The organism is Pantoea sp. A4 (genome assembly GCF_000295955.2).
GTDB classification, from domain to species: domain Bacteria; phylum Pseudomonadota; class Gammaproteobacteria; order Enterobacterales; family Enterobacteriaceae; genus Pantoea; species Pantoea multigeneris.
In genome coordinates this window covers 145,974-161,307 of sequence record NZ_ALXE01000021.1, presented here as the reverse complement: position 1 = coordinate 161,307, position 15,334 = coordinate 145,974, and the positions used below count along the sequence as shown (strand labels likewise).

Genomic DNA, 15,334 nt, shown 5'->3' with positions numbered 1-15,334 from the left:
ACGTCTTACTCGCGCATTGGTGAATTGCACTGGCAACAGGGTTATTTAGTGACCCGGGAACGTTTCGGCGATCGCCACACCCTGATTTTTCAGGCAGCAGTTGGTGGTGCTCTCATCACCGCAAGGCACCAACAGGCAAGGATAGCCGCCACACTCGGCAACCCGGCATTCAATCTGAATATCGCGCAGTGTCGCCTGTAGCTGGCGCAAAATTTCCCAGGCAGATGAACCATCGTGGCTGATTAAGCGTAGCGCTACCACATCAGCATCATTAATCAGCCCGCCCGCTTCCGCAATCTCTACCGCACTATGGTGTTCGCTAACCCAGCGGAAGCGCTGCGGCAGCCGGTGCACAACCGAAAGTTGTAGCATAGTAGTGTCCCCAGAATGGACCTGTAATTATTCAGAACAACGACGATTGCGTTGTGAACCCCTGTTCCCGGTATTTCAATCCACGGACGTCAAGGCTTACCTTCTCGTTTTTAATATAAAAATGAGCCCGGCCATTTAAATTGTGCTCCAGATCTCACTAAGGGCTATATGTACCGCGATAGCAGTACTTATACAATCATTTTAGACGCTATTTCGTTACTTTCTTGTCTCTTTAAATTCACAAGAAAGAAACATTATTTTGTCTTGAAGAGGAACAAACGAAACTGCAGCCGCTTATTGCGGCTGCATATGAGGACGGGATGCGTAGAAGAACAGCGATATGGAAATGGTGGCACAGGCGGCGATCGTGCCGACCATCGGCCAGGCACTGTCAAAGCTCACCAGGGAGAGCAATGCCCCGACCAAAGCCCCAACGCCAAAACGCAAGGTTCCAGCCAGCGAGGATGCCGTACCGGCCATGTGTGGGAACTCATCCAGTACCACGGCCATCGCATTTGAAGAGACAGTGGACACGCAGCCAATAAACATCGCCACGCCCAGCACCAGGGGGATGAACCCCAGATGGAGCGCGCTGACCAACAGCAGCCACAACCCGGTAATAAACTGGACTAACAGCCCAAAACGGAACATTTTGAGCGGCCCTACCCGACGAACCGCGCGGCTGTTGATCAACGTCATAATGAACAGGAACACCACGTTAAGGCCGAAATAGTAGCCAAAATTCTGCGGTGAAACATGGTTCACTTCGATGTAGACAAACGGGCCAGCGTTGAGAAAGGTAAACAGCCCGGCGAAAGAAAAGCCACTGGCCAGCATATAGCTGAAGACCCGTTTATGGCGGAACAGCAGCACAAAATTACCCAGCGTGGTACGCAGATGAAAACGCTGGCGCTGCTCCGGTTTCAGGGTTTCACGAATCTGAGTGACCACCAGCAACGTGGTGATTAACCCGGCAATCGAGAGCGCCCAGAAAATCGCGTGCCAGCTCCACAGCAGCAGTAGCCAGCCACCAAGAATGGGGGCGACTAACGGTGCAATGGTGGTGACCAGCATGACAAACGACATCATGCGGGAGAAGTCCTCTTTGGCGTAGCTGTCGCGCATCAGGGCGTTAATCACCACGCTGGCGGCGGCCGCAGCCAGGCCATGCAGGAAACGCATTGCGATCAGATAGTCTACCGACTGTGACAGCGCACAAGCTGCCGCAGCGCAGGCAAAGATCAAGGTTCCCAGTACAATAACCGGCTTACGCCCATAGCTATCCGCCAGCGGCCCGTAGACCAACTGACCAATAGCAAACCCCAAAATGTAGAGGTTTAGCGTCATTTGTACGCTGCCCGCACTCACCGCAAACTCGCGGGCGATCTGCGGCATCGCGGGCAAATACATATCGATGGAAAGAGGCATCAACATAGCGAGCAAGCCGAGGATGATGACCAGACCCACCGGTGAATTTTTTTCCTGACGCACGTTTGCTCCGGTTATCGCTGCTGTTTCAGCTCATCGGGCATGCCGATGCTGGCAATCTCTTCTTCCGTGAGCTCGCGGTATTCACCTTCTTCAAGATCTTCATCCAGGATGATCCCACCAATACTTTCACGATGCAGTGCCACAACGTGGTTGCCTGAGGCGGCAAACATCCGCTTCACCTGATGATAGCGGCCTTCACTTAGCGTCACGCGTGCTTCCAGCGGAGAGAGAATGTCCAGTTCCGCCGGTTTGGTCAGCTCTTTTTCACCGTGGAGCTGAATGCCCGCCGCGAACTGTGCGATCAGCGCTTCCTCTAAAGGATTTTCCAGGGTGACAAAATAGGTTTTTTCACAATGGTGGCGTGGTGAGGTAATGCGATGTGACCACTGTCCGTCATCGGTTAACAGCACCAATCCGGTGGTATCGATATCCAGACGGCCCGCCGCATGTAGCTTGCCCACTGCCGGCTCTTCAATAAAGTAGAGTACGGTGGGGTGATCGGGATCGTCAGTTGAGCAGACATATCCCTGCGGCTTGTTCAGCATGAAGTAGCGCGGCCCAATCTGCTGTTTCAGCGGGTTGCCGTCATATTCCACTTCATGTTCCGGCAACAGTTTGAACGCGCCGTCACGGACCACTTCACCATCGACGGTGATTTTGCGTGCGCGCAGTTCACGTGCCGCGATCGCACGGCTGATTTCAAGTTGCTGGGAAATAAATTTGTCGAGTCGCATGGGAGAGTTTTGCCTGTTACTGCGGGGAACCATTTACCCCGTAAAAAGTGCGGGAAGTATAGCCGGATCTGCCTGGCGCTAACAGTGCTGTGCTCGGTGTTTCATCCGCTTTCATGCAATAATGGCAGCCAGTTCCGAAAAAGTGATGCCCATGTCATTCAGTTTACGTCCCTATCAAAAAGATGCGGTGGAAGCCACCCTCACTCATTTTCGCCGTCACCCCGATCCTGCGGTGATCGTGTTGCCCACCGGCGCCGGGAAAAGCCTGGTGATTGCCGAACTGGCTCGCCTGGCGCGTGGACGCGTTCTGGTGCTGGCGCACGTAAAAGAGTTGGTTGAGCAGAATCACGCGAAATATCAGGCTTATGGGCTTGAAGCGGACATATTTGCCGCCGGCCTGAAGCAGAAGCAGTCCAGCGGCAAGGTGGTGTTTGGTAGCGTGCAGTCCGTGGCGCGTAATCTCGACCAGTTCGATGGCGCTTTTTCCCTGATTATTGTCGATGAGTGCCACCGTATTGGTGACGACAGCGGCAGCCAGTATCAGCAAATTTTCAGTCAGCTGCGCCAGCAGAATCCGCAGCTCCGGCTCCTGGGCCTGACCGCAACCCCATTCCGCCTCGGTAAAGGCTGGATTTATCGCTACCACTATCACGGTATGGTACGCGGTGATGAAAAGGCGCTGTTTCGTGACTGCATTTTTGAACTGCCGCTGCGCTATATGATCAAACACGGCTTTCTGGTGCCGCCTGAGCGCCTGGACATGCCGGTGGTGCAGTATGACTTTAGCCGTCTGGTGGCACAGACCAATGGGCTGTTCAGCGAAGCCGATCTCAACCGGGAATTACAGCAGCAACAGCGTGTCACACCGCATATTTTACGCCAGATTGTCGACATGGCCGAAGAGCGGCGCGGCGTAATGATTTTTGCTTCCACCGTGCTGCATGCCCGTGAAATTCTGGCGCTGTTGCCTGAAGACAGCGCGTTGGTTTCAGCAGAAACCCCGGCCAGCGAACGTGACAGCATCATTCGCGCCTTTAAAGCCCAGCAGCTGAAATTCCTCGTGAACGTCGCCGTGCTGACCACCGGTTTTGACGCGCCACACGTCGATTTAATCGCCATTCTTCGCCCGACCGAATCCGTCAGCCTGTATCAGCAAATCGTCGGACGCGGCCTGCGTCTGTTCCCCGGTAAAAGTGACTGCTTGATCCTTGATTACGCCGGTAATCCACACGACCTCTACACGCCCGAAGTGGGCAGCGCCAAAGGCAAAAGCGATAACCAACCGGTGCAGGTGTTCTGCCCTGCCTGTGGGTTCGCCAACACCTTTTGGGGCAAAGCCACATCCGATGGCACGGTGATCGAACATTTTGGCCGCCGCTGCCAGGGCATTTTTGCCGATGATGAGGGCGAGCGTGAACAGTGTGATTACCGTTTCCGCAGTAAAAGCTGCCCGCACTGTGGCGCAGAAAATGACATTGCCGCCCGTCAGTGCCATCAGTGTGCCGGGGTGTTGGTGGACCCGGACGATATGCTGAAAGCCGCACTGAAGCTGAAAGACGCGCTGGTCCTGCGCTGTGGGGGTATGGAACTCACGCACGGCAAAGATGATAAAGGCGAGTGGCTGAAAGCGGTCTATTACGATGAAGAAGGCACCAGCCTGAGCGAACGTTACCGCCTGCACACGCCAGCGCAGCGTAAAGCGTTTGAGTATCTGTTTATGCGTCCACACCAGCGCGCACCGGGCGTGCCCTTAGGCTGGGAAACGGCGGCGGACGTCGTTGCGATGCAGCCACTCCTCCGCCACCCCGATTTTGTCGTTGGACGGATGAAAGGCCAGTACTGGCAGGTGCGTGAGAAATTGTTTGATTACCAGGGGCGCTTTCGTCGCGCCAATGAGTTGCGCTGAGCGCGGGGCAAACCATTTGCCCGCGATACGCAAAGAGGCTATAATCCCGCCCGCTTTTGCTTATGCATCAGCACAATCTGAATCAATCCCTGTTGCTGGGTCGCCTGTAACAGGCTAGCTAAAAGAGAATTAGAATGTCTATTATTGCACAAGTACGTAAAGAGCAGGGTAAGGGTGCGAGCCGCCGCCTGCGCGCAGCTAACAAATTCCCAGCGATCATTTATGGTGGTGAAGAAGCTGCTGTTGCTATCGAACTGGATCACGACTTCGTAATGAACGCTCAGGCAAAACCTGAGTTCTACGACGAAGTTCAGACCCTGGTTGTTGATGGTAAAGAAGTTAAAGTTAAAGTGCAGGCTGTTCAGCGTCACCCGTTCAAGCCAAAACTGCACCACATCGACTTCGTTCGCGCTTAATCGCTGCTGACGAGTTGATTAAAAAACGCCGCATCTGCGGCGTTTTTTTATGTCTGCGATTTACGGCTTGCCGGTGCGGCGTTGCAGCTGGTCGCGCAGGTTGGGTGGCGTGCCTTTAATGGTTAGCGTATCGGTTGCCGGGTCCCAGAAAATGCGCTCGCCTAACAGCATGGCATCAAAGTTTAGCGTCAACCCACCGCCGCTGCCCGCATATTTGGTGAGCTGGCGTAACGTACTGCGATCTGCCGGGAAGTGCTCTTCCAGTTCATAACCCTGGTCCTGAGTAAACGCCTGGAAACTTTTCTCACCCAGCGGAGGCAACTCGTTAGAGAGTTCTTCCAGCGCAATCTCCTCGCCCGCCTGCAATTGCTCATTACAATAGCTGTAAACCTGCTGACGGTAGTTTTGACGCTCGTTTTTATCGAGGTTGGATTCCGCACAGTAATCATCCACCGCCTGTAACAAGCCACGGTTCTGCGCTTTGGTGTCGAGGCCGACGCTGGCACCGAGGAAATCCATAAAGAAATCAGATACCTTACGGCCAACTCGCCCGCGCAGGAACGTCAGGTAACGGGTCGATTCAGGGTTGGTTTCCCACTCGGTCAGATCAACACGCGCGACAATATCTGCATGGTTGATGTCAAGATAGTGCGTTGAGCTGATATCCAGTTGCTCATTAACGCGCATACTGCTCAGGCTACTCAGCACCGCCACCAGCAGATACTCCACCGCGAGGTAACGGTAGTGGATAAACAGCACCACGCCGCCTTCGGCAAACGGGTATTTACCTAACTCGTCACGTAGCCGACCGGTCGCTGCGCGGCTAAAGGCCAGAAAATCATCCTGTCCCTTGCGGCAATTGCGTAGCGCTTCAGCCAGTTCACTTTCCGCGTCAAACAGCCCATAGGCTTTGTTTTTTGCACTGTAAACACGGTGCAGCTCTTCTACCATCTCTTCTGCCGTGGCATTCGTAGGCAATAGTGAATCACGCAGCACCACATCAAGCTGGTTTTCCTCACGCTTGACCAACTGGTGCAGGGCAATCTGGCTGATATCCACACTCATTATTTACTCTCCTCTGATTTCAGGCGCGTATTCAAACACCGCCCGCTGCGGCTTTCAACACCTGAACACAATTCACACGCACTGCTTGCGATAAAAGATGGGGAAAAAAGTGTGCTGTTACGGTAATATATCGTCTTTTGAAACGAGATTAGTCGACGTTATGCCACAATCATCCCGTTACAGCGACGAACACGTTGAGCAACTGCTTGCGGAGCTGGTGCAAGTGCTGGAAAAGCACAAAACCCCTACTGACCTTTCCCTGATGTTACTGGGCAATATGGTCACGAACCTGATTAACACCAGTATTGCGCCGGCCCAACGCCACGCGATGGCCCGTTCGTTCGCCGATGCCTTGCAGGCTTCCGTGCACGATGACAAAGCCCATTAATTGACTGATTCGATAGCATAATATGGTAACCAACCACCAGCGCTACCGCGAAAAAGTCTCCCAGATGATTAGCTGGGGACACTGGTTCGCCCTGTTTAATATCTTTTTTGCGTTGATATTAGGTAGCCGCTTCCTGTTGGTTGCCGACTGGCCTGCCTCTCTGTTGGGGCGGGTTTATGCCTACAGCAGTTGGATCGGCCACTTTAGCTTTATTGTCTTTGCCGTTTACCTGCTGGTGATTTTCCCGCTCACCTTTGTGGTGATGTCACAACGCCTGCTTCGGGTGTTGTCGGCCATTATTGCCACCACCGGCCTCACGCTGCTGATGGTGGACAGTACCGTCTTCAACCGTTTCCACCTCCATCTCAATCCGGTGGTGTGGGAACTGGTGATTAACCCTGACCAAAGTGAGATGGCGCGCGACTGGCAGCTGATGTTTATCAGTGTGCCGGTGATCTTCCTGGTGGAGATGTTATTTGCCACCTGGAGCTGGCAAAAGCTGCGTAGCCTGAACCGTCGCACCTTCGGTAAGCCGCTGGCCGCGCTGTTTATCTGCGCCTTTTTTGCCAGCCACCTGCTCTATATCTGGGCAGATGCCAATTTCTATCGTCCGATCACGATGCAGCGTGCCAACCTGCCGCTCTCCTATCCGATGACAGCGCGTCGCTTCCTGGAGCGCCACGGTCTGTTAGATGCGCAGGCTTATCAGCGTCGTCTGGTACAGCAAGGCGATCCGGAAGCGCTGTCAGTGCAGTACCCGCTGAATGATGTCACCTTCAGCGACAGTGGCTCGCACAATAACCTGCTGGTGTTGACGGTCGAAGGACTGAACGGCAGCAATGCCACACAGGCCCTGCCGCAGCTGAATCAATTTGCCCAGAGCAATGTGCAGTTCACACAGCATTTCAGCGCGGGTGATACCGCAGAAAAAGGCCTGTTTGGTCTGTTCTACGGCATTTCTGCCAGCTACATGGAGGGCGTGCTGGGCGCGCGCATTCCTTCCGCGTTACTGAATGCACTCAGCACTCAGGGCTATCAGTTTGGGCTGTTCTCGTCGAATGGCTTTAATCAGCCACTCTATCGACAGGCGCTGCTGGCGGATTACACCCTGCCTGCGGTGAAAAGCCAGTCGAACAGCCAAACCATTGACCAGTGGCAAACCTGGTTGGATGGTCAGAATGGTAGCAAAAACCCCTGGTTCTCTTGGGTTGCCTTAAATGGCATCACCCCAACGGGCGATTCGCCGAAGGCGTTGCAGCGAAGTTATCAGCGCCAGGCCAGCAGCCTCGACGATCAAATTCACAGCGTGCTGGATACACTACAGCAGCGCGGATTGCTGGATAACACCGTGGTAGTGATAACCGCGCAGCATGGCGTAGACCTGGACAACACCAGGACCACAACCGGTGACCGTTCGCTGCTGCAAGTGCCGTTAGTGGTGCACTGGCCGAATACGCCAGCGCAGACCATTACGCACCTGACCGATCACCAGGATGTGATGGTCACACTGATGCAGCGCCTGTTGCACGCCAATACCAATCCGGCCAGCTATGCACAGGGTGAAGACCTGTTTACCACCCAACGTCATCGTGACTGGGTGGCCAGCAGTGAACAGAATCGTCTGGTTATCACCACGCCGCAGGTCACGCTGGTGCTCAACAATAACGGCAGCTATGAAGCCTATGACGCCAATGGCAAGCAGTTGAAAGACCATAAACCGCAGCTTGCCCTGCTGCTGGAAGTGCTGACGGAAGAGAAACGCTTCATTGCTAACTGATTAATTTTTAGGCATTTAGCGGACGAGCATATTGCATTGGTAATAAAACCCGGTAGTATGTTTTTCCACAGTTCGGCACGTAGCGCAGCTTGGTAGCGCACGGTCATGGGGTGTCCGGGGTCGGAGGTTCAAATCCTCTCGTGCCGACCAATAATCCCAGAAAAGCAGCCTTTTATGGCTGCTTTTTTATTGCCTGTGATTTGATGTGGCACCCAGGCACCACTCCCCTTTTCTTCCTCGTTTATCCGGCTTTTCGGCCTGTTGCCCTGGTTAACAGTGACGTAGCTCTCATCTCAAATTGAAACTAATATTTTGTTTTTTGTTTTTCCTGATAATATATTTCATACGCATTGCCAACGTTGGCAATCTATATCGGATTGTGGAGGATTGAGATGTCTCAGGTTTATCGTGTAGGGATAATCGGGTATGGATTCTCGGGTAAGCATATCCATGCAAACCTGATCAACAATACCCAAGGGCTAAGCCTGGCAGCGGTGTGCGATCGGCACGCTACCGCCGGTCAGAGAGAAACCTATCGCGTGGTGAACGATGCGGAAAGCATCATTCAGGCCCCTGATATTGATTTGGTCGTCATCGCTACCCCCAACCAGCTGCATTTTCCTCTGGCAAAACAGGCGCTGGAAGCCGGTAAAAACGTGGTCATCGATAAGCCATTTACGGTATCTGTCGCCGAGTCCCTTGCGCTGGCTGAGCTGGCTAAACAGAAAAATAATCTCCTGTGTGCATTCCAGAATCGTCGCTTTGACAGCGACTTCCTGACGGTCAGCCAGCTGATTAAAGAAGCCGCGGTAGGCGAGATTCGGTATTTTGAATCGAACTACACCTTCTTCCGCCCCGAGGTGGATGCTGGATGGCGTGAAAATCACGCGCCTGGCAGCGGCGTTTGGTTTGACCTGGGTGCGCACCTGGTTGACCAAATGGTGAATCTGTTTGGGCAGCCTTTATCCGGCAACGTGACGCTGGGCCAACACCGTGTCGGGGCGAAAACCACCGACTTTTTCCATGCCACCTATAACTACGCGTCGCTGCATGTCTCCTTACGCGGCAGCTTGTTTGGTGCTCCGCAACAGCCGCGCTTCCTGATTGATGGCACAAAAGGCAGTTACATCAAAACCGGGCAAGATCCACAGGAAGACGCGTTGATTGCTGGCCTTGTACCCACTTCGCCGGGTTGGGGCATTGATCCGCAGCCAGGTAAAATCATCACTGGTAGTGAACAGCAGCAAAGTGAAGCGATCTACCCCTCAGTGGTGGGCCGCTATGGGGCATTTTATGCAGCGGTCTATCTCGCGATGCTGGGTGAAGCCCCCTCCCCTGTGGCACTGAACGAGACGTTAACCACCGTGCAGCTGATTGAAAAAACGCCACAGGCGACAAAGATCGATTTTTTATAAATTTTCCTCGATAAGTACCGACGTTTGCGTATTGCTTTCAGATCATCGCATCAGGAGATGGGATGCTGAGGATTGCAGTCGATGACGTTACTGAACAACAACCTGTCAGGCCTGGAGGCTTTTGATGGCTGGTTATCAACTTTCTGTTTGCGCCGAAATGGTGTTTCTCGACTTGCCCTTTGTTGAGCGCGTTAAGCGCATCCACCAACTTGGTTTTGGGGTGGAAATCTGGGGATGGGCGAATAGAGATATCGATGCGCTGGTGGCAACCGGTGCGCGTTTTACCTCAATGACGGGCTACCTCAGCGGTAATTTTACCGATGAGCCGGAAATCGAACAGCTGCTACAGAGTGCAGAAGCATCATTGGCGGTTGCGGAACGTTTAAACTGTCCGGGGCTGAATCTGCACGGGACCGGACTGGACGATCGTGGCTTGCCTGTGAGGCCGGTCGAAGTCGTCACTGGTGCGATGTGGTTAAAAGCAGTCGAGACTTTACGTAAAGTCGCCGAACTCGGTGAACGTGCAGGCCGGGTCTTTACCCTCGAGAACCTCAATCTGCCGGTGGACCATCCCGGTACGCCGTTCGCGCTGGCTGCCGACACTCTGGCGTTAGTCGAAGCGGTAAACAGTCCGGCGCTGAAAATGAATCTCGACCTGTATCATGCGCAAATCGGTGAAGGCAACCTGATTGAACTGATTCGTCGCGCTGGCCCCGCCATCGGCGAGATTCAGGTGGCCGATGTCCCAGGTCGCCAGCAGCCAGGCACCGGAGAGATCAACTATCGCGCCATCGCCCGCGCGCTGCACGAGGTGGGTTATCAGGGCACCGTCGCCATGGAAGGATGGGCCAGCGGCGACAGCACCCTGGCACTTGAGCAGTTCCGCGACCACTTCACCTTTTGACTGCTCCCCGCCCCAAGGGGCGAGGATTCCCAATTCACAGAGTCCAACCTAAGCCGCTTGATGCGATTTAGGGTTTACAGACTCCACGGGGGCTAACACCGCTAGACCAGCGGCTTTAATATTTTTAGCGGCGTTAACGTCACGGTCATGGTCAGTATTGCACTCAGGGCATACCCAGGAACGTGTATTTAACGCCAGTTTAGACAGGGTAAAGCCGCAACTATTGCATCGTTTAGACGAGGGGAAAAACTGATCTACGGCTACCAAAGTTCGACCATGCCAGTCAGCTTTATATTCCAGTTGGCGCGTGAATTCGCCCCAGCTTGCGTCTGCTATCGCCCTGGACAGCTTAGGGTTGCGGATCATGTTTTTCACTTTCAGGGATTCAACGCAGACAACTTGGTTCTCGTTGATCAGTCTGCGGGACAACTTGTGCAAGTTATCCAGACGGCAATCAGCAATTTTTGCGTGAAGTTTTGCGACTTTCTGTTTTGCTTTATCGCGGTTACTTGAGCCTTTTTTCTTCTTGCTCAGGCGGCGCTGTAGCAGAGCTAAACGTTTCGCATATTTCGCAGTATGGCGGGGATTGCCGGTTTTCAATTCGGTATCAGTGACGAACAAATCTGTTAAACCAACATCAATGCCCGTTGTTTTTGCAGAGACAGGCAGTGATTTTGATTCAAATTCACACAGGCAGGACACGAAATATCGGCCTGATGCGTCTTTGGAAATGGTGACACTGGAAGGGGTTGAAGACAGTTCGCGGCTCCAACGAATATCCAATGGCGCTTTGCTTTTGGCCATGTACAGCTTGCCGTCACGATACTTGAAGGCCGTATTCATGAAGGTTGCTGATTGCCTATGGTGCTTACTTTTGAATGCAGGATATTTAGCGCGCCCCGAAAAGAAGTGAGCAAAGGCCGATTGTTGGTGGCGTAGTGCTTGTTGCAGAGGGACAGAACTAACGTCATTGAGCCATGAAAGCTCAGGGCTTTCTTTCATAGCGGTCAGTCGTGCGCTCGCATTGGTGTATGTCACTTTCTCTTTTCTTTCATAGAAAGTATCGGTACGCCAGCGCAGGATTGAGTTGTAGACGAAACGCACACAGCCGAACGTTTGAGCTAAAAGCTCAACCTGTTCAGATGTTGGGTAAAACCGATATTTATAGGCGCGCTTCATTTTTACACACCACAATTTAATTGTGTAAGATACTGGCATTATTTACAGTAAAAGTCGACTGCACGCTTATATCCCCGCCCGTATTGGGCGAGGTTTTACGCGCTTAACTGATAAACCTGTGCCACCGGGTAGCTGCCTGTTACCCGGTGTCATTGCGTTTGCTCTCCTGACTCCGCCATAGACAGTCAGGTTCCCAATGACTAGTATCCTATAACTATTTTTATAGGTGATGCTCGTTATCCGTATGAATGATGATATCAGAAAGCTGGATCTCAACTTATTAAAAGCACTGGATGCTCTGCTTGATGAAGGCAGCGTGACCCGTGCGGCTCAACGCCTTGGCCTGACACAACCCGCAGTGAGTAGCATGTTGAACCGGATGCGCGATTATTTTGGCGATCCGCTGTTTATTCGCACACCGCGCGGTATGACACCTACGCTGCGCGCCATCGAACTTGCTGTGCCGGTCAAAATGATCCTGACGGATATCTCCGTTCTGTTAAAACCCGTGACGTTCGATCCGGCAACCGCAGAACTGACCTACAGCATCATGGCAACGGATTATGCATTACAGGCGGTTATTGTCCCGTTGATGAGTGCGCTAAAAAAACGCGCGCCCGGCATTCGCGTGGCAGTCCGTGCGGAGGACAGCACCCGCCTGTTTGCCCTGCTGGAACGCGGTGAGGTCGATCTGGCTCTGGTCACCCCATCGACCACGTCGGACGAACTGCATGGACGCGCGCTGTATCAAGAGCAATATGTTTGCGTCATGCGCCATCATCATCCCCTGGCGAACGCCACCACCCCGCTGACGTTGGATCAGTTCTGCGAGCAGGAGCATATTCTGGTCTCTTTTGAGGGACGATTCACTGGCGTAACCGACGAAGCGCTGGCGCGATTAGGACGTACGCGCCATGTGGGTATGTCGGTGAACAGCTTTCTGGTTCTGCCCGAAATATTGCGTGGGACGGATATGATTGCGGTGGTTCCCCAGCGCCTGGTCCGTCAACAAGACAACCTGACCGTGGTCGCGATGCCGCTGGAAGTACCGGGGTTTACTAAAAGCATGGCCTGGCATGAACGTACCCATCGCAATCTGGCCCATCAGTGGATCCGCGCTTTATGCGTGGAAGTAAGCCAGCGCTGACATCAAATGGGCCGATAAAATCGCTGTGATATAAAAGTATTTATATTGAATATTAATAATATCAATTTGATTGATATCTGAAAGTATTGATAATAGTGTGCATAGCAAGATGTGGCGTTGAAAAGAGTAAACGTGACATCTCACTCAGACCCACTCTTAATTTCAGGATATTGACTATGCACGCAATTATCTGGCCAGAAGGTTTTATTCCGGGCTTTAGCGATAACTTCGTTTCTAATGAAATGATTATCTCAGGCCTGAGCGTTAAAGATGTCTGGCCATTCCTCAATCAGCCATTCTTATGGCCGGATTACTATAAAAACTCAGCAGACATCCGCTTTTATGATAATAAAGGCCCGGAGCTGGAAAATAATGTCCGCTTTTACTTCACTACCTTTGGCTTCCCGGTTGAAGCTCAGGTTGTAGAGTATGTACCGGCTGCTGATGGCCAGCCTGCTCGCGTCGCCTGGCATGGGTGGGCGGGTGAGAAAAATACACCAGAGCGCCTGGATGTCCATCATGCATGGCTGCTGGAAGATTTACCGAATAACCGCGTACGCATTCTGACGCAGGAAACCCAGAACGGTGAACCCGCCAAAGCATTAGCCGCTACGCGTCCCAACCCGATGCTCAACGGTCACCAGGAGTGGCTGGATGGGCTGGTTGATTCGGCATTGAAAGCTAAGATTTAATTATTACGCCTTGATGCGATAGCGGTGAAGATTGCACTGCTGTCGCATTAGCATTCTTTCTAATTGATTATCTATAAAATTCCGCCGGGTATATTTTTCAAACAATATTATTTTTTAATTTTTTAATTTTTTAATTTTACACGCCTAACTGATTTACTTTCCTAACACACGATTGTAATTGACAATAAGCTGCGCAAGCTGGAACTGTACTAGCTTATCGACTCGCTCTTTCTCTTCAGCCGACAGTTTGTTTTTTAGTACCGCAATCCCAATTTTTTGTAACTGATCAGAGAGGTCGTCAACACCTTTCTGGAATGAAGTAAGTAGGTTTTGACTATAAGTGAGCTGTAGGCCGCTAGCAAGTTTATCTGCTTCAATAGAAAAACTAATAACCTCCTGATTATCCACTCTATTATCTTTAGCGATAGCCTCAAGTTTTTCGCCTAACTCAGGGTAATTTGTGTCAAGTTTAAGCTTCATAAAAACCTCGTTTGTTATTGGAAAGAATGAGTAGCCATTTAAATCTAGCCTGAAAAAAACTGTCGTCAAGCTGATACAACACGCTAAAAACAGTACAACTTCACATTCCAGAAAGTTCTATAAGCCATATAATAAACCGATTAATCACGGTAACCATTTCTGCGCAAGATCACATTTTGACGTTTTTATGACACAACTTCATCGCAGTGAAACAAAACCGTCACATTCCAGGCTTATTCTGATGGTCCCTGAGAAATGATGGAAACATCGATATGGTTATCAAAGCGAAAAATCTGCAGGACGCCGAAGAGCTGCTCCATTCAGGTATTAGCAAAGTCGAACTGGCCTATGATATTGGTAGTGATGACTTTTTCCGCCTGGCGTCTCGCTGGTGCGATCGCGGTGCTCGCATCGTTAAAGACCAGAACCATTTTGTGGTACAGCTGAAAGGCATGGCGATCCCACCTAACCAGTGACACCTTGTCCTTACGCTTCCCGGCTGGTTTAATGGGTTTTTACCCTGCCGTCCGGAGCGTGAATGCTTTACCCGACCCCTACAGAGCAGCTGCTTTCAGGCGGCTTTATTAATGGCTTTAGTCGCAGCGTAAGCGATCCTTTAATCGCCGTAAGTCATTTCGATCTTGCCCATTTCCACGACGATCTGTTAACCCAGTTTGCTGTCCCGCTTCCGGCCACGCTGCAACGCGCTGTCAATAAACGCAAAGCGGAATATCTCGCCAGCCGCCTCCTGGTACGGAATGTGTTGGCTGACTTTGGCCACCCGAATTTCCTGCTAACCAATGCGCCAGACCGCTCTCCACGCTGGCCAGATAATCTCAATGCTTCGCTCTCTCACAGCCAGGGGATCGCGGTGCTGGCCGTTACCCGGCAGGCATTGTGCGTGGGCGTGGATGTTGAACATGTGATGGCAGAAAAAACGGCGCAGGAAACCGCCAGAATGTTGATGAACCAAGAGGAGCAACAGCGCTTAGCGTCACTGCCGCTCACGCTGGCTGAGGGGGCGACTCTGCTGTTTTCACTGAAAGAGAGTTTGTATAAAGCGCTGTGGCCTAAACTGCACGAGGTAATGGATTTTCATCAGGCGGCGCTGGTAGAGATCGATCTCCCCGCCGGAAAGGCACTGCTGCGACTGGAGCATCACTTTAATGCGGACTTCCCACGGGGAACGCTGCTCGAGGCCGCGTTTACGCCAGTGAATGAGCATGTGATCACGCTGGTCACCTACGACGCCAATAAAAAACCGGCACAGCAAGTGGGCTGAGCCGGTATACAGAAACACAACAAGACGACAGAAAAAGTTCCAGGGACGCACAGACCTCAGTCTGGGCTGGAATTAGCTTAGTCCTT

16 protein-coding genes and 1 tRNA gene are annotated in these 15,334 nt (G+C 52.2%); 11 read left to right on the top strand and 6 right to left on the bottom strand.

The window, feature by feature from the left end; translation table 11 throughout:
* Nucleotides 1–45: 45 nt before the first annotated feature.
* From B880_RS0108320 to rsuA, 3 genes are all read right to left on the bottom strand, one after another.
* The gene (locus B880_RS0108320; RefSeq protein ID WP_017346929.1) at nucleotides 46–372 is read right to left on the bottom strand and encodes a hypothetical protein; all 327 of its coding nucleotides are present in this window, start codon (nucleotides 370–372) and stop codon (nucleotides 46–48) included.
* 294 nt (nucleotides 373–666) lie between these two features.
* The gene (locus B880_RS0108315) at nucleotides 667–1,863 is read right to left on the bottom strand and encodes a Bcr/CflA family multidrug efflux MFS transporter (RefSeq protein WP_017346928.1); all 1,197 of its coding nucleotides are present in this window, start codon (nucleotides 1,861–1,863) and stop codon (nucleotides 667–669) included.
* 11 nt (nucleotides 1,864–1,874) lie between these two features.
* Entirely contained in the window at nucleotides 1,875–2,597 is a 723-nt protein-coding gene (rsuA, locus tag B880_RS0108310) for a 16S rRNA pseudouridine(516) synthase RsuA (protein WP_017346927.1), read from the bottom strand.
* Nucleotides 2,598–2,748: 151 nt separating this feature from the next.
* Between rsuA and B880_RS0108305 the strand changes: the two genes are divergently transcribed.
* A complete protein-coding gene (locus B880_RS0108305) occupies nucleotides 2,749–4,503 on the top strand; it encodes a DEAD/DEAH box helicase (protein WP_026042499.1) in 1,755 nt (584 codons plus the stop codon).
* Between the two features lie 134 nt (nucleotides 4,504–4,637).
* Nucleotides 4,638–4,919 carry a 50S ribosomal protein L25 gene (gene rplY, locus B880_RS0108300; RefSeq protein ID WP_017346925.1) on the top strand — a complete coding sequence of 94 codons (282 nt, stop codon included), beginning with the start codon at nucleotides 4,638–4,640 and terminating at the stop codon, nucleotides 4,917–4,919.
* Between the two features lie 60 nt (nucleotides 4,920–4,979).
* Here rplY and yejK read toward each other — a convergent pair whose 3' ends face one another.
* Complete coding sequence (gene yejK / locus B880_RS0108295) at nucleotides 4,980–5,984, bottom strand: nucleoid-associated protein YejK (RefSeq protein WP_017346924.1); 1,005 nt, start codon at nucleotides 5,982–5,984, stop codon at nucleotides 4,980–4,982.
* A gap of 160 nt (nucleotides 5,985–6,144) precedes the next feature.
* Between yejK and B880_RS0108290 the strand changes: the two genes are divergently transcribed.
* The 5 genes from B880_RS0108290 to B880_RS0108270 all read left to right on the top strand — a co-directional run bounded on the left by B880_RS0108290 (nucleotide 6,145) and on the right by B880_RS0108270 (nucleotide 10,468).
* On the top strand, nucleotides 6,145–6,372 hold the full coding sequence (locus B880_RS0108290) for a YejL family protein (protein WP_017346923.1): 228 nt from the start codon (nucleotides 6,145–6,147) through the stop codon (nucleotides 6,370–6,372).
* Between the two features lie 22 nt (nucleotides 6,373–6,394).
* Nucleotides 6,395–8,149 (top strand): LPS biosynthesis-modulating metalloenzyme YejM, encoded by a 1,755-nt coding sequence (gene yejM / locus B880_RS0108285; RefSeq protein ID WP_017346922.1) that lies wholly within the window; start codon nucleotides 6,395–6,397, stop codon nucleotides 8,147–8,149.
* Between the two features lie 73 nt (nucleotides 8,150–8,222).
* Nucleotides 8,223–8,299 (top strand) — tRNA-Pro (locus B880_RS0108280).
* Nucleotides 8,300–8,541: 242 nt separating this feature from the next.
* Entirely contained in the window at nucleotides 8,542–9,564 is a 1,023-nt protein-coding gene (locus B880_RS0108275; RefSeq protein ID WP_017346921.1) for an oxidoreductase, read from the top strand.
* A 124-nt stretch (nucleotides 9,565–9,688) separates the two neighbouring features.
* The gene (locus tag B880_RS0108270; protein ID WP_017346920.1) at nucleotides 9,689–10,468 is read left to right on the top strand and encodes a TIM barrel protein; all 780 of its coding nucleotides are present in this window, start codon (nucleotides 9,689–9,691) and stop codon (nucleotides 10,466–10,468) included.
* Between the two features lie 48 nt (nucleotides 10,469–10,516).
* On the opposite strand, the gene B880_RS0108265 is transcribed toward B880_RS0108270, so the two are convergent.
* Complete coding sequence (locus B880_RS0108265; protein WP_017346919.1) at nucleotides 10,517–11,647, bottom strand: RNA-guided endonuclease TnpB family protein; 1,131 nt, start codon at nucleotides 11,645–11,647, stop codon at nucleotides 10,517–10,519.
* 244 nt (nucleotides 11,648–11,891) lie between these two features.
* Between B880_RS0108265 and B880_RS0108260 the strand changes: the two genes are divergently transcribed.
* On the top strand, nucleotides 11,892–12,794 hold the full coding sequence (locus B880_RS0108260; RefSeq protein ID WP_026042498.1) for a LysR family transcriptional regulator: 903 nt from the start codon (nucleotides 11,892–11,894) through the stop codon (nucleotides 12,792–12,794).
* A 176-nt stretch (nucleotides 12,795–12,970) separates the two neighbouring features.
* Nucleotides 12,971–13,486 carry a polyketide cyclase gene (locus B880_RS0108255; RefSeq protein ID WP_017346917.1) on the top strand — a complete coding sequence of 172 codons (516 nt, stop codon included), beginning with the start codon at nucleotides 12,971–12,973 and terminating at the stop codon, nucleotides 13,484–13,486.
* A 153-nt stretch (nucleotides 13,487–13,639) separates the two neighbouring features.
* On the opposite strand, the gene B880_RS0108250 is transcribed toward B880_RS0108255, so the two are convergent.
* Nucleotides 13,640–13,966, bottom strand: coding sequence for a hypothetical protein (locus B880_RS0108250; RefSeq protein WP_017346916.1), 327 nt, complete (start codon nucleotides 13,964–13,966; stop codon nucleotides 13,640–13,642).
* Between the two features lie 272 nt (nucleotides 13,967–14,238).
* On the opposite strand from B880_RS0108250, the gene B880_RS0108245 reads away from it, so the two are divergent.
* Nucleotides 14,239–14,442: a hypothetical protein gene (locus tag B880_RS0108245; protein WP_017346915.1), complete on the top strand. Its 204-nt coding sequence runs from the start codon at nucleotides 14,239–14,241 to the stop codon at nucleotides 14,440–14,442.
* Between the two features lie 62 nt (nucleotides 14,443–14,504).
* Nucleotides 14,505–15,248: a 4'-phosphopantetheinyl transferase family protein gene (locus B880_RS0108240; RefSeq protein ID WP_017346914.1), complete on the top strand. Its 744-nt coding sequence runs from the start codon at nucleotides 14,505–14,507 to the stop codon at nucleotides 15,246–15,248.
* Nucleotides 15,249–15,334 lie beyond the last annotated feature (86 nt).

What these genes read in the sequence shown, in the direction of transcription:
- B880_RS0108320 (WP_017346929.1), bottom strand. Translation starts at nt 372, where the DNA reads ATGCTACAACTTTCGGTTGTGCACCGGCTGCCGCAGCGCTTCCGCTGG.
- rsuA (WP_017346927.1), bottom strand. Translation starts at nt 2,597, where the DNA reads ATGCGACTCGACAAATTTATTTCCCAGCAACTTGAAATCAGCCGTGCG.
- B880_RS0108305 (WP_026042499.1), top strand. Translation starts at nt 2,749, where the DNA reads ATGTCATTCAGTTTACGTCCCTATCAAAAAGATGCGGTGGAAGCCACC.
- rplY (WP_017346925.1), top strand. Translation starts at nt 4,638, where the DNA reads ATGTCTATTATTGCACAAGTACGTAAAGAGCAGGGTAAGGGTGCGAGC.
- yejK (WP_017346924.1), bottom strand. Translation starts at nt 5,984, where the DNA reads ATGAGTGTGGATATCAGCCAGATTGCCCTGCACCAGTTGGTCAAGCGT.
- B880_RS0108290 (WP_017346923.1), top strand. Translation starts at nt 6,145, where the DNA reads ATGCCACAATCATCCCGTTACAGCGACGAACACGTTGAGCAACTGCTT.
- yejM (WP_017346922.1), top strand. Translation starts at nt 6,395, where the DNA reads ATGGTAACCAACCACCAGCGCTACCGCGAAAAAGTCTCCCAGATGATT.
- B880_RS0108275 (WP_017346921.1), top strand. Translation starts at nt 8,542, where the DNA reads ATGTCTCAGGTTTATCGTGTAGGGATAATCGGGTATGGATTCTCGGGT.
- B880_RS0108270 (WP_017346920.1), top strand. Translation starts at nt 9,689, where the DNA reads ATGGCTGGTTATCAACTTTCTGTTTGCGCCGAAATGGTGTTTCTCGAC.
- B880_RS0108265 (WP_017346919.1), bottom strand. Translation starts at nt 11,647, where the DNA reads ATGAAGCGCGCCTATAAATATCGGTTTTACCCAACATCTGAACAGGTT.
- B880_RS0108260 (WP_026042498.1), top strand. Translation starts at nt 11,892, where the DNA reads ATGAATGATGATATCAGAAAGCTGGATCTCAACTTATTAAAAGCACTG.
- B880_RS0108255 (WP_017346917.1), top strand. Translation starts at nt 12,971, where the DNA reads ATGCACGCAATTATCTGGCCAGAAGGTTTTATTCCGGGCTTTAGCGAT.
- B880_RS0108250 (WP_017346916.1), bottom strand. Translation starts at nt 13,966, where the DNA reads ATGAAGCTTAAACTTGACACAAATTACCCTGAGTTAGGCGAAAAACTT.
- B880_RS0108245 (WP_017346915.1), top strand. Translation starts at nt 14,239, where the DNA reads ATGGTTATCAAAGCGAAAAATCTGCAGGACGCCGAAGAGCTGCTCCAT.
- B880_RS0108240 (WP_017346914.1), top strand. Translation starts at nt 14,505, where the DNA reads ATGCTTTACCCGACCCCTACAGAGCAGCTGCTTTCAGGCGGCTTTATT.